Origin of the sequence: Pseudomonas sp. MWU13-2517 (genome assembly GCF_023242545.1) — a bacterium.
Taxonomy (GTDB): domain Bacteria; phylum Pseudomonadota; class Gammaproteobacteria; order Pseudomonadales; family Pseudomonadaceae; genus Aquipseudomonas.
Map to the genome: position 1 here is coordinate 408,835 of NZ_JALMFA010000002.1, position 13,050 is coordinate 421,884.

The following is a 13,050-nucleotide window of genomic DNA, read 5'->3' on the forward strand; positions in this document are numbered from 1 at the left end:
TATCCATTGCTGCGGTAACGGCGGCTAACCCGGCGTCCTGCCGGGTTATCCACGGATTCAAGCCTGCGTTCGGCCAGCGTGGTTTAACGGGGCGTCCAAGATCGAAAGCACGATCAAAAACGCAACGGCAAGCAGCGTATCAGGGCCGTCATTTGTATAAGCGCCCCGATGCCTACCTCACAGGCAATTCAATTCTCTCGGACTCCCCTGGCACTGTCGGCCAATCCCCGGCCGCCCAGCGCTGTCGAGCCTGTTCGATCCTCAACGGATCGCTCGCCACAAAATTCCAATTGATCCGCCGCGGCCCATCCAGCGGCGCGCCGCCAAACACCACCAGGTGGCATTCGGACTCGGCAGACAACGTCATCTCCTGGCCGCTCGGCAACACCGTCAGGCTGTGTACTTGCAGCGATTCGTCGTCGAGTTTCGCATCACCTTCCAGTACATACACCGCGCGCTCCTCGTGTTCATCCGGGATCAGCAAGGTGGTGGCTGTCTGCATCCTCACTTCGGCATACAAGGTTGGCGACAAGACGGGCACCGGCGAGTTGAGGCAGAAACCACTGCCGGCGATCAGGCGGATCTGTACACCCAGGTTGTCGCTCAATGGCAGGCTTGCCGCCGGGTGATGGCTGTAATGCCCCGGTCCGGTCTCGTGGTCCTTGGGCGAGGCCAACCACACTTGCAGACCATGCAGGCTGAATCCGCTGGCCTTGAGCGCCTCGGGCGTACGCTCGACGTGGGCAATCGCGCTGCCGGCGGTCATCCAGCTGACATCCCCGGCCTGTACCACTTGATCGGACCCCAGGCTGTCCTTGTGCTGCAACGCGCCTTCAAACAGGTAGGTGAGGGTCGACAGCCCGATGTGCGGGTGTTGGCGGATGTTCATGCCGCTGCCCGGCGCATAGTGCGTGAGCAACATATGGTCGAAAAACACAAAAGGCCCGACGCTGCGGCATTCCCTCGATGGCAGTGGGCGCAGGATGGGTTGGCCTTCGACATCTTCGGAGCGAGGGTGGATCACGGTGAGGGGGGTCATGGTGCATCCCAGTCTGAGCGGGTTGGATGGTGCTGAGCATAACCCGCTCGATGGGAGGTTGGCGCTATTGGCTGAAGGCGCCTTCCGACAACTGGGTGTCAATGTTGATCTCGGCGGTGGTCATCAACTTGTGCACCGGGCAGTGATCGGCCACGCGGTGCAGTTCATTGCGTTGCTCGTCGGTGAGTACGCCCTTGAGGGTGAGTTTGACGTTGAGCTGATATTTGCCCTTTTGCTCTTCACTGGCGTCGTGGGTGACTTCCACGGTGACGCCGGTGAGTGGGATGCCTTTTTTCTGCGCGTAAAGCTTGAGTGTCAGGGCTTTGCACGATGCCAAGGCTGCGTCGAAATAATCGTGGGGGGAGGGCGCCGAATTGTCGCCGCCCAGGCTTTTGGGCAGGTCGGTAAATAACTCGTGGTTATCGATGTTGAGGCTATGACGGAAGTTGTCGGTATTCAGTGTGTTTACGATAACGGGCATGGCAAACCTCACAGGGTCGCAGGATGAAGGACATGCAGTTATAGAGCATACGAGCACTTGAGTGTTCCGCGTTTTTTCCAGTCGGGCCTGACGTCGTGCCGGTAGGGCGTTTTACGAGGAAGGGAGCTTGCCCGCCAGAGTTTTTAGTCCCCCATAAAAAACACCCTGCGAAAGCGTAGCCTTCGCAGGGTGTGGGGGTGACCATCATCAGCCCCGATCAGTCGGGGCTTTTCATGTGATCAATGTGCGGGGCTTACTGACCCTGCCAGCGTTTCAGTACCAGGGTGGCATTGGTGCCACCGAAACCGAAGCTGTTGCTCATCACGGTGTCGATCTTGGCGTTTTCAACGGTCTTGGTCAGGATCGGCATATCGGCGACGACTGGGTCGATCTCGTCGATGTTGGCCGAGCCGGCCATGAAGTTGCCTTCCATCATCAGCAGGCAGTAAATCGCTTCGTGAACGCCGGCGGCGCCCAGGGAGTGACCGGACAGGCTCTTGGTAGAGCTGATGGCCGGGGCCTTGTCGCCGAATACCGCGCGCACGCCTTCCATTTCCTTGGCGTCGCCGACCGGAGTCGAAGTGCCGTGGGTGTTCAGGTAGTCGATTGGGGTGTCTACGGTGGACATGGCCATCTGCATGCAACGGATGGCGCCTTCACCGCTTGGGGCAACCATGTCGTAGCCGTCGGAAGTGGCGCCGTAACCGACGATTTCCGCGTAGATCTTCGCGCCACGGGCCAGAGCGTGTTCCAGCTCCTCGACCACCACCATGCCGCCACCGCCGGCGATGACGAAACCGTCACGCTTGGCGTCGTAGGCGCGGGAGGCTTTTTCCGGGGTTTCGTTGTACTGGGTGGACAGCGCGCCCATGGCGTCGAACAGGAACGACTGGCTCCAATGTTCTTCTTCACCGCCGCCGGCGAACACGATGTCCTGCTTGCCCAGCTGGATCTGCTCAACGGCAGTACCGATGCAGTGAGCACTGGTGGCGCAGGCGGACGAGATCGAGTAGTTCACGCCCTTGATCTGGAATGGCGTGGCCAGGCAGGCGGAAACGGTGCTGCCCATGGTCCGTGTGACACGGTACGGGCCAACGCGCTTCACGCCTTTTTCGCGCAGGATATCCAGCGCTTCCATCTGGTTCAGGGTCGATGCGCCGCCGGAGCCGGCGATCAGGCCGGTGCGTACGTTCGAAACCTGGTCTTCGCTGAGGCCCGAGTCGGCGATCGCGTCTTTCATGGCCAGGTAGGCGTAGGCGGCAGCGTGGCCGACGAAGCGATAGATCTTGCGATCGATCAGTTCTTCGAGAGGCAGGTCGATGGAGCCGGAAACCTGGCTACGCAGACCCATTTCGGCGTATTCCGGGTTGAAGCGGATGCCAGGGCGACTTGCACGCAGGTTAGCGGTGACGGTCTCTTTGTCATTGCCCAGGCAAGAAACAATGCCCAGACCAGTGATAACGACGCGGCGCATGCGGATAACCCTTAAAAGTTGTCAGTGGAAGTGAATACGCCGACCCGAAGGCCTTCGGCAGTATAGATCTCGCGTCCGTCGACAGTCACCGAACCGTCGGCGATGGCCAGGTTCAGCTTGCCCTTGAGGACGCGCTTGATTTGAATGTTGTAGGTGACTTTCTTGGCGGTCGGCAGGACCTGGCCAAAGAACTTCACTTCACCCGAACCCAGGGCGCGACCGCGGCCTGGCAAGCCTTGCCAGCCCAGGTAGAAGCCGACCAGTTGCCACATGGCATCGAGGCCCAGGCAGCCCGGCATGACCGGGTCACCTTCGAAGTGACAGGCGAAGAACCACAGGTCCGGGGTGATATCCAGCTCGGCGACCAATTCACCTTTGCCGTACTTGCCGCCCTCTTCGCTGATATGGGTGATGCGATCCACCATCAGCATGTTCGGGGCGGGCAGTTGCGCGTTACCTGGGCCGAACAGCTCACCGCGACTGCAGCGCAGCAGGTCTTCCCGAGTAAAGGCGTTTTGTTTGGTCATGCGAGCTCCTCAATAATCCCATGCGGCAGGGCAGGGTAAATCTTCCCGAACCGAATGAAGCGTTCATGCCTCATAGCGGCAGCCTACACATAGACTATTGCGTTGTAGTGAAAGTCACAGCGTCAAGGCACTCAATGTACACTTGTTCACTGAAATTTTAAACCGAGCCTGTTTATCAGCCCGTTTGGGTGCCTAAGACTGCCGCACTTTCGTGTTTCACGCCAGTCGCAGTTGGCTGATGGCGCGGCGCTATTGCACCCAGCGCTGCAGGATTTGCTGCAAATCCGTGCGTTTGAATGGCTTGGAGAGGTAATCGTTCATTCCGGCAGCCAGGCAGGCCTCCCTGTCGCCCTGCAAGGCGTTGGCCGTCAGGGCGATGATTGGCAGGTCGGCGCAGCCGGGCAACTGGCGAATCTGTCGGGTCGCCTCGTAGCCGTCGATCAGCGGCAAGCGGCAGTCCATCAGGATCGCGGTGAAGATCAGGCTCTCGGCACTGCGGATCGCCTCGGCGCCGTCGGTGGCCAGGCTGACTTCAAAACCCAGGCTGCGCAGCATGGCTTCGACCACGGTGCGGTTGACGGGGTTGTCCTCCACCAGCAACACATGTTGTCCGTCCCCGGCGCTGGCTTTGCCGTTGGCGTCAGGGGTGATCGCCGGCAGGCTTTTCTGATCGATGGCCAATGGAATTTCCAGGGTAAACACCGAGCCTCGGCCTTCCTCACTCTGGGCGCGCAAGGTGCCACCCATCCGTTCGGCCAGCGTACGGGCGATAGGCAAGCCAAGGCCGGTGCCGCCGTAACGCCTTGAAATGGAACTGTCGGCTTGCTGGAACGCGTCGAACATCATTTCCAGACGCTCGGGTGAGATCCCGATGCCGCTGTCGCGCACGGTGCAGGTGAACCACACCAATTCATGATCAAGGGTCTGCCAATGGGGTTCGACGGTCACGGTGCCGTGTTCGGTGAATTTCAGCGCGTTGCCGATCAGGTTCACCAGGATTTGCCGGATGCGCGTCGGGTCACCCTGCACCCGCAGCGAGTCCATGCCCGCAGGGATCGGCAGCTCCAATGCCAGGCCGCGCTGCTGGGCGCTGTGCTGGAAGGCCTGTGCGCAACTGCTGATCAGGTCTGCCAGGTTGAACGGGATATGTTCCAGCTCCAGCGCGGCGCGTTCAATGCGCGAGAAGTCGAGGATGTCGTTGATCACCTTGAGCAGGTGCTCGGTGGACTCGGAGGCCAGCGCCGCATACTCGGTCTGCTCCTCGGTCATTTCGGTGGTTTCCAGCAGTTGCAGCATGCCCAGCACACCGTTCATGGGGGTGCGCAATTCGTGGCTCATCATCGCCAGGAAGTCCGATTTGGCGTTGTTCGCACGCTCGGCCTCTTCGCGGGTCTGGATCAACTGCGCCATGGCCTGCTGTTGTTCGCGGCTGGCCTGGTTGAGGCCTTCGGCGAGGTTGTTGATATGGCGTGACAGGTCGCCCAGCTCGGAATCATCGACAATCGGCAGGGGGGTCTTGTATTCACCTTGCTGGATGGCTTTGACCGCGTGGCCCATGGCACTGATCGGCTGCGACAGACTGGCGGCCAGGCGTCGCGCAAGCAGGAAGGTAAACAGCAGGGCGAAGAGGGCGAGGATGCCGGCCTTGAACAGGATCTCCTGCTGACGCTGGCTGAAGGCATCGTTGGACATGCCGACGATCACCCGGCCAAGGTAATCCGCCCGTGGCGCCTTGGGTTCGTTGAGGTTGTCCTGGAAAAAGTCAGTGCCCAGCTGGATATGCTGCAGGCGGATCGGCGCCTGGAACACCTTCACCGACAGCGAGCGGTCGTGTTTTTCCGTCGGCTGCTCAACGTATACCAGGATGTTTTCGGCACTGTCCTGAATCTCCAGGAAACGCACATGGGGCGTGGCCAAGGTGGCGCGCAGCAGGCTGTCGAGCACGTCGTTGTTGCCGGAAATCACCCCGTACTCGGTCGCCGGCGCGAGCTGGTTGGCGATCAGTTGGCCGGTATGGTCCAGTTCCTGACGCAGGTCCTGGATACGCACGAAGGTAAAGAAACTGATCAACAGCAAGGTCAGCAGCAATGCCGGGCCCAAGGTGATGAGCTGGGTGCGGGTATGGATATCCCAGCGACGACGCAAGGTCATGGGCGTTTTTCTCCTTCGGCCAATCGGGCGGCGACGTCGGCTTCGTCAACCTGTTCGATGCCCAGTGAGCGCGCGACTTGCGGGTTGCCCACGACTTTGAAGTGTTCCGGATACAGCGAACGCGGCCAGTTGGCCGGTGAGTGGTCCAGCAATCGGTCAAGTACATCCAGCCAGTCGCTCTGGTCGCTGTAGGTGCTGGCCAGGCTGCCGGCCTTGACGAAGCCGGCGTTGGGCCCCACCAGCGGCAGTTGCTGGGCATAGCTGCTGAGCAACAGGTTTTTCACGGTTTTCGGGTTGTACAGTTGCGGGTCGTCGAGACCCAGCAGTACATCGCTGTTCTTGAACAGGTTCTGCAGTGGCCGGCTGTCATTAATGTTGTCCCAGAGCTGCGGCACGATCTCCAGGCCCATGGGCGCTGCGTACTGGGCCAATTCGCGGAGCAGGAATTCGCTGTCGATGCCGTAGAGCACGCCGATACGTCGTGCCTGGGGCAAAATATGGGCGATCAGATTCAACTGGCGCTCCAGGGGTGGGTCGCTCCACAACAGGCTAATTTTGGCCGGGTGAGTGGTGCCCAGGCGCTGCCGGGCTTGCAGGCGGCTGATACGCAGTACCAGGGTGGAAGGGCCCTGGGTGTCCTTGAGGCGCCAGTCGAGGCCAGGCAGGTCAAGCAGGATCAAGCGAGTTGCGGCGGGCAGCAGGTTCGGCGCCGGCATGTCTTTGAGCGGGGTGAAGGTCACGTTGTCTTCAGGGCGTTGCCGCGCCAGAGCCTGGGCGAACGCTTGAACCCCGGCACTGTCTTCGGCGGCGGTCAGCAGGATGTCGGCGCTCCAGGCCGGCGTTGTCAGCAGCAGGCACGCCAGCAGCAGGCCCAGGCCGCGTCGCCTCAGCCGTGAGAAGAAGAGGGTCATCCGTGACTGGTCGGCCATGTCAGAACTCCAGCTCCGCGCTGAAGTAGAGGACATGGCGACTGTCGTAGTTGTTATCGGCCCAGGTGGTGGGCTGGTTATCGAGGCGTTGTTGCAGCATGCCAGCCAGCTCCACGTTGGCTTTGCCCAGGGCAATGCGCTTGGCCACACGCAGGTCGACCCGTTCAAAGCGATATCGGTTGAGTGCGTCGTCGCCATAGTAGAACAGCGCGCTGGACCAGCCGTGGCCCCATTCACGCAGCCAGCCGGCCGAGCCGCTGTTACGTGCGGTTTGTGCCTCGTCGGAGGGGTTGCTGGCGCTGGCGTCGACGTAAGCATAGGTGAGCCGCAGGCGGTCGGCGTTGCTCATGCGCCAATCGAACTGTGACTCGGCACCGGTGAACCGCGAGCTGTTGGCGTTGCTGGCAATGTACTGGTTATTGCGCAGCGGTGAGCTGATCATGTCAGTGATTTCGTCGTAGAACAGTTTCACGTCGACATTCAGCCCGAGGTCGGCAAAGAAGCCGTTGTAGCCCAGCTCTCGCGAGCGCATCAACTCTTTATCGAGGTTGCCCGGGCCGCGCGTCACCACAAAATATTGCCCGGAATTCTGCCCATAGGCCGGGGCGCTCAGGTTGGTGACGCGGTAGCTCCAGTTGACGTTGTTCTCGAACATGTCCGGCGAGCGGATCGCTTCGGAGTACACCGCTCGCAGGCCGTGGCGCGGGTTGATCAGGTAGTTGACCGCCACCCGGGGCGTCAGCGAGTTGCCGCTCAAGTGAGTGTCTTCATACATTGCTCCACCTTGCAGCAGCCAGTGTTCGCTGGCGCGCCACTCCAGATGACCGAACAGGCGCCAGGTGGTGTCGTCCAGGGTGCCGTTGAAATAGGTGTCGGAGTCGGCACGGTCGTAGCGATAGTTGATGCCGCTGACCAGGCGCAGGGTGTCGGACAGGCTCAAGGTGTCCTGAATCTCCAGGTCATAGCGGCTTTCCCGGGTGCTCTGGTCGATATCCCCGCACACGCTCTGGTTGGCGCCATTGCGCCACTGGTCCAGCACCTGATTGCCCAAGGCTTGTTCGGCAGCGCTGCCAGGTGGCGCAGTGCCCTGGCTGAAAGTGTCCATGTGCCGCGCCAAGAGTTCGGCATAGTCGGGGTTGAGCTGCCATAGCTGGGTCAGCTCAGGGCTGAACGACACCTTGGCATCGCAGGCCTTCCAGATCTGCTGGCGGTCCCACTGCTGGGCGGATCCCTGGATGTACAGGCTGTGTTCGGGATTGAAATCGAAGTTCCAGCGCAATGAGGTGGCGTAGTCCTTGGCTGTGACGTCGGAATTGGTACCGCCTTCAGTAATCCCGGCGAATACCGGGGCGTAGGTATAGGGACGCTGGTTGGTCCCTTCCTTGGCATTCAATTGCCAGTCGATGCTTTGCTGGGCGTTCAGGGTCTGGCTCACGGCCAGGCTGAAGCGGCTGAGGCGGCGGCTGTCACGGCGATCGGCACCGGCGGCATCGCTGTCAAATCCATTATCCTGTTGCCCGGACAACGACAGGCGCAGGTCGCCGGTCTCCCATCCGACGCCCTGGCTGGCGTAGAAATCGTCGATCCCGCGTGCGCCTCGGATGACTTTCACCCGTGAACCGTGGCTGTTGGCCGGTGAGCGCGTGAGGATGTTGACCACGGCCATCAGCGCATTGGCACCATAGCTGACGGTGTTGGGGCCGCGGAACACCTCGATACGCTCGATGTCTTCCATCGCTACCGGGATATCGCTCCAGTCCACGGTGGCAAGGCCGGCGCGGTACACCGAACGCCCGTCGATCAACACCTGCATGCGCCGTGCATCACGGGCGCTGGTGCCGTGGTAGTTCACCGCCGCCTGGTTGCCGGTGGTATAGCCGACCATCATCCCGGGTACCAGACGCAGCAATTCGGCGAGGTCCCGTGCACCGCTGGCCTTGATCAGCTCGCTGTCGATCACCGTCATGCTGCCGGGTACGGCGGCGGCTGATTGTTTAAGGCGCGTGGCGGTCAATACCTGCGGCAGCGGCTGGCTGTCCAGGAATAGATCGTCGGCCAGCGCAGGGGCGCTGCACAACAGCATCAACAACAGGGATGAGCGAGGAGGAGGGCCCAGATACACGGCACGGCCTTGATAATGACGAATAGCCGCCCATGTTAACTGAGGTGGGGCCATTTGCCAGTCGTCGAACTCGCAATTACTTCACGTACATGTGGCATTTTCCGACAAGCATGTGAATTGACGCGGGGGCTGGCCGCAAGCGGGTCGCTCCGTATAATGCCGCTATCGCCACTGGTATGGATTAACGGATTGCATATGACTGAACAGCGCCCTATTGCGGTCCTGGGAGGCGGAAGTTTTGGTACCGCCGTGGCTAACCTGCTGGCTGAAAACGGCCATGCGGTGCGCCAGTGGATGCGCGATCCCGAGCAGGCCGAAGCTATTCGCGTGCATCGGGAAAACCCCCGTTACCTTAAAGGCATCAAGATTCATCCGGCGGTGGAGCCGGTCACGGACCTGCTGGAAACCCTCACCGCCTGCGACCTGTGCTTCGTCGCGCTGCCCTCGAGCGCCTTGCGCTCGGTACTGGCACCCCATGCCGAACGCTTGGCGGGCAAGCTGCTGGTCAGCTTGACCAAGGGTATCGAGGCGCACACCTTCAAGCTGATGAGCGAAATCCTCGAAGAGATCGCTCCCCAGGCGCGCATCGGCGTGCTGTCCGGGCCGAACCTGGCGCGGGAAGTCGCCGAGCATGCGCTGACCGCCACCGTGGTCGCCAGTGAAGACGAAGCGTTGTGCGAGCGCGTGCAGGCCGTGCTGCATGGCCGTACGTTCCGCGTTTATGCCAGTGGCGATCGCTTTGGCGTCGAGCTGGGCGGTGCGCTTAAAAACGTCTACGCGATTATCGCAGGCATGGCGGTCGCTTTGGGCATGGGCGAGAACACCAAAAGCATGCTGATTACCCGTGCACTGGCCGAGATGACCCGCTTCGCGGTGAACCAGGGCGCCAACCCGATGACGTTCCTGGGCCTGGCCGGCGTAGGGGACTTGATCGTCACCTGCTCGTCGCCCAAAAGCCGTAACTATCAGGTCGGTTTTGCCTTGGGCCAGGGCCTGAGCCTGGAGGATGCCGTTACGCGCCTGGGCGAAGTGGCCGAGGGCGTCAACACGCTCAAAGTGCTGAAGGCCAAGGCCCAGGAAGTCGGCGTGTACATGCCGCTGGTCGCGGGGCTGCATGCGATCCTGTTTGAAGGGCGCACCTTGAACCAGGTGATCGAGCTGCTGATGCGGGCTGAGCCGAAAACCGATGTCGACTTTATTTCCACCAGTGGTTTCAACTGAGGAACGCGTCATGAACGATCCGAAAGAAGTGCCCAAGTACGAGTCCATCGTCCTGCGTATTGTGTGGATGCTGGTGTTTGCCCTGGTGTGGCAGGTGGCGCAATTCCTGCTCGGCGCGCTGGTGCTGGTGCAACTGATCTATCGCCTGGTCTACAGCGCGCCGAACCTGGGCCTGATGAACTTCGGTGACAGCCTCAGTCAGTTCCTGGCGCAGATCGGCCGTTTCGGCAGCTTCCATACCGAGCAGAAGCCCTGGCCATTCGCTGATTGGCCGACGCCGCGCGCTCCGGAAGGCGAGGCCGCCCACAGCGTGCCGCCGGCGCCGCATCCGGTGCGTGATGAAGAGCCCAAACTGTGAAACTGTGGATCTTGCGGCACGGTGAGGCCGAAGGGTTTGCGCGCACCGACGCCGAGCGCAACCTCACCGAGCATGGTCGCGCCGAAGTGTTGCGCAGCGCTGCGCACCTGATCGGCCAGCCCCTCGGCGCGATCATCGCCAGCCCTTATGTGCGGGCGCAGCAGACAGCGCTGCTGGTTCGCGACGCGTTGGGTTTCACGCCCGATATCCGCACGGTGCCGTGGCTGACACCCGAAGGCAACCCGCTGCAGGTGTTGGAAAAACTCGACACCGAGGACAACGTGCTGCTGGTCAGTCACCAGCCTTTGGTGGGTTGCCTGATCAGCTTTTTGCAGCATGGCCATCAGCGCCAACCGCAACCGATGCACACCGCCAGCCTGGCGGAGCTGGAGGGTGATTTTCCGCTGGCGGGGCTGATGAGCCTGGTCAGCGTGAAGAACCCGTAGGAAAAGTGATCGCTGCTGTGTGTGCTATATAGCCAACCAAGCAAGTGCTTGGTTGGCTATCATCGGATCACATAAAGGAGCGCGTCCCATGCCCGTCGCTTTTCGTTTGCCGTTGCAGGTCTTCTTCGAACGTGAAGCGCGGCATCCGCGCAAACCCTTTCTTGTGCAGCCCATCGGTGGGGGCGAGGTGCAGACCCTCACCTGGGGCGACGTCGGCCATCAGGCCCGTTGCGCCGCGCAGTGGCTGCGTGCTCGGCAACTGCCCCCGGGCTCGCATATCGCGCTGATCTCGAAAAACTGTGCGCACTGGATCATCGCCGACCTGGCGATCTGGATGGCCGGGCATGTCTCGGTCCCGTTATACCCCAACCTCACCGCCGACTCCGTTGCCCATGTGCTGACCCATTCCGAGGCGGCGCTGGCGCTGATCGGCAAGTTGGATGACTGGCCGGCCATGGCGCCCGGCATCCCGGCCGGGTTGTCGACCATCCGTCTGCCGCTGGGCCCGGCCGGCGACTTCGATTTCACTTGGGCCGACCTGCAGGCCTGCTCACCCATTCAGGATAACCCCGAGGCCGAAGCCTCCAGCCTGGCCACTATCGTCTACACCTCCGGCACCACTGGGTTGCCCAAGGGCGTGATGCAAACATTCGGCGCCCTGGGCTTTGCCGCCACCCGAGGCACCGAGTTGTTTGGCCTGGGGGAGGGCGACCGGCTGCTGTCGTACCTGCCGTTGTGCCATGTGGCAGAGCGGATGTTCGTCGAGCTGGCGTCGATCTATACCGGGCAAACGGTGTTTTTCGCTGAAAGCCTCGATACCTTTCTGACTGACCTGCGCCGGGCGCGGCCGACGGCGTTGTTCGGGGTCCCACGGATCTGGACCAAACTGCAGATGGGCGTGTACGCAAAGGTCTCGCAAAAGCGCCTGGACAGGCTGTTGCGCCTGCCGTTTATTGGTCGGCATGTGGGCCGCAAGGTGCTCGCGGGGTTGGGCCTGGACGCGCTGCGTATTGCGTTATCCGGCGCAGCGCCGGTGCCTGAGGCCCTGCTGCGCTGGTATCAGCGTCTGGGGCTGGATGTGCTGGAGGTGTATGGCATGACTGAAAGCTGTGGCTATTCCCATGTGTGCCGCCCCGGGCAACAGACGCTTGGCTGGATCGGCCTGCCATGCCCGGGGGTGGAAGTGCGCATCGACCCGTTGGGCGAAGTGCAGGTGCGCAGCGGCGCGACCATGCTCGGCTACTTCAAGGACCCGCAGAAAACCGCTGAGACCCTCACCGATGACGGGTTCCTGCGCACGGGTGACAAGGGGTTACAGGATGCGGCCGGCCGCCTGCGCCTGACCGGGCGGCTCAAGGAAATCTTCAAGACCAGCAAGGGCAAGTACGTGGCCCCGGCGCCGATTGAAAACCGCCTGGCCGAACATGCGCGCATCGAGCAGGTGTGCGTGGTCGGCGAAGGGCTGAGCGCGCCGATAGGTTTATGCGTGCTGGCGGCGGGCGAGGACCGGCAGGCACTGAGGGGAGATCTGGAGTGCTGGCTGGAACAGGTCAACCAGGCGCTGGATAAGCATGAGCGTCTGCGCCAGCTGGTGGTGGTCAAAGACAGTTGGGCGGTAGAAAACGGTTTTCTGACCCCGACCCTGAAGATAAAACGCAATGTGATCGAATCGACCTATGGCGCTCAACTGCATGCCTGGAGCGAGCGCAGTGAGTCCATTCTGTGGCAGGATTAGGGGCGTAATAAAATCAATAAGGATACCCCCATGAGCTTGTGGCGCACCCAACCCAATATCGAGCAACTCAACGCCATTCAGAAAAACACCATCGGTGAATTGCTGGATATTCGTTTCGAAAGTTTCGACGACGAGTCACTCACTGCCAGCATGGTGGTCGATCACCGGACTCATCAGCCTTATGGTCTGCTGCACGGCGGCGCATCGGTGGTGCTGGCGGAGAGTATCGGTTCCATGGCGGCGTACCTGTGCATCGATCCGAGCAAATTCTATTGCGTGGGCCTGGAGATCAATGCCAACCACTTGCGTGGCGTGCGCAGCGGGCGCGTGACGGCGGTGGCGCGGGCGATCCATATCGGCCGTACCACTCAGGTATGGGACATCCGCCTGACTGCCGATGACGGCAAGACCAACTGCGTCTCGCGCCTGACCATGGCTGTGGTGCCGCTGGGCGAGAACCCGCCCGTGCGATAGGCATGGCGTGAGTGTCATCATTCCTGGCAGTTACAGTCATTGCTGTACGGCGTGGGGCTGGTGACAATCCACCTCTGTTTCTGTAGATGAGTC

The 13,050-nt window shown here is 61.4% G+C and carries 12 protein-coding genes; 5 read left to right on the plus strand and 7 right to left on the minus strand.

The genetic code is table 11. From position 1 onward, the window contains the following. Window positions 1–172: 172 nt before the first annotated feature. The 7 genes from M5B97_RS04505 to M5B97_RS04535 all read right to left on the minus strand — a co-directional run bounded on the left by M5B97_RS04505 (window position 173) and on the right by M5B97_RS04535 (window position 8,723). Window positions 173–1,039 (minus strand): pirin family protein, encoded by an 867-nt coding sequence (locus tag M5B97_RS04505; protein ID WP_123716798.1) that lies wholly within the window; start codon window positions 1,037–1,039, stop codon window positions 173–175. Between the two features lie 64 nt (window positions 1,040–1,103). Continuing rightward, window positions 1,104–1,520, minus strand: a complete 417-nt coding sequence (locus M5B97_RS04510; protein ID WP_248730854.1) for an OsmC family protein — start codon at window positions 1,518–1,520, stop codon at window positions 1,104–1,106. Window positions 1,521–1,773: 253 nt separating this feature from the next. After that, window positions 1,774–2,994: a beta-ketoacyl-ACP synthase I gene (fabB, locus tag M5B97_RS04515; protein ID WP_016979549.1), complete on the minus strand. Its 1,221-nt coding sequence runs from the start codon at window positions 2,992–2,994 to the stop codon at window positions 1,774–1,776. An 11-nt stretch (window positions 2,995–3,005) separates the two neighbouring features. Continuing rightward, window positions 3,006–3,521 carry a 3-hydroxyacyl-[acyl-carrier-protein] dehydratase FabA gene (fabA, locus tag M5B97_RS04520; protein ID WP_003210552.1) on the minus strand — a complete coding sequence of 172 codons (516 nt, stop codon included), beginning with the start codon at window positions 3,519–3,521 and terminating at the stop codon, window positions 3,006–3,008. 249 nt (window positions 3,522–3,770) lie between these two features. Next, entirely contained in the window at window positions 3,771–5,672 is a 1,902-nt protein-coding gene (locus M5B97_RS04525) for an ATP-binding protein (RefSeq protein WP_134659932.1), read from the minus strand. Continuing rightward, window positions 5,669–6,601: an ABC transporter substrate binding protein gene (locus M5B97_RS04530; RefSeq protein WP_134659935.1), complete on the minus strand. Its 933-nt coding sequence runs from the start codon at window positions 6,599–6,601 to the stop codon at window positions 5,669–5,671. The genes M5B97_RS04525 and M5B97_RS04530 overlap by 4 nt, the downstream gene beginning before the upstream one ends. A 1-nt stretch (window position 6,602) precedes the next feature. Next, entirely contained in the window at window positions 6,603–8,723 is a 2,121-nt protein-coding gene (locus tag M5B97_RS04535; RefSeq protein WP_349292526.1) for a TonB-dependent receptor, read from the minus strand. Window positions 8,724–8,918: 195 nt separating this feature from the next. Between M5B97_RS04535 and M5B97_RS04540 the strand changes: the two genes are divergently transcribed. The 5 genes from M5B97_RS04540 to M5B97_RS04560 all read left to right on the plus strand — a co-directional run bounded on the left by M5B97_RS04540 (window position 8,919) and on the right by M5B97_RS04560 (window position 12,957). Beyond that, entirely contained in the window at window positions 8,919–9,944 is a 1,026-nt protein-coding gene (locus M5B97_RS04540; protein WP_123716803.1) for an NAD(P)H-dependent glycerol-3-phosphate dehydrogenase, read from the plus strand. Window positions 9,945–9,954: 10 nt separating this feature from the next. Next, the gene (locus M5B97_RS04545; RefSeq protein ID WP_248730855.1) at window positions 9,955–10,302 is read left to right on the plus strand and encodes a DUF4389 domain-containing protein; all 348 of its coding nucleotides are present in this window, start codon (window positions 9,955–9,957) and stop codon (window positions 10,300–10,302) included. Beyond that, window positions 10,299–10,748 carry a phosphohistidine phosphatase SixA gene (gene sixA / locus M5B97_RS04550; RefSeq protein ID WP_248730856.1) on the plus strand — a complete coding sequence of 150 codons (450 nt, stop codon included), beginning with the start codon at window positions 10,299–10,301 and terminating at the stop codon, window positions 10,746–10,748. Before M5B97_RS04545 ends, sixA begins: the two co-directional genes overlap by 4 nt. An 88-nt stretch (window positions 10,749–10,836) precedes the next feature. Further along, window positions 10,837–12,483 (plus strand): AMP-binding protein, encoded by a 1,647-nt coding sequence (locus M5B97_RS04555; protein WP_248730857.1) that lies wholly within the window; start codon window positions 10,837–10,839, stop codon window positions 12,481–12,483. 30 nt (window positions 12,484–12,513) lie between these two features. Next, window positions 12,514–12,957, plus strand: coding sequence for a hotdog fold thioesterase (locus M5B97_RS04560; RefSeq protein ID WP_134659943.1), 444 nt, complete (start codon window positions 12,514–12,516; stop codon window positions 12,955–12,957). Window positions 12,958–13,050 lie beyond the last annotated feature (93 nt).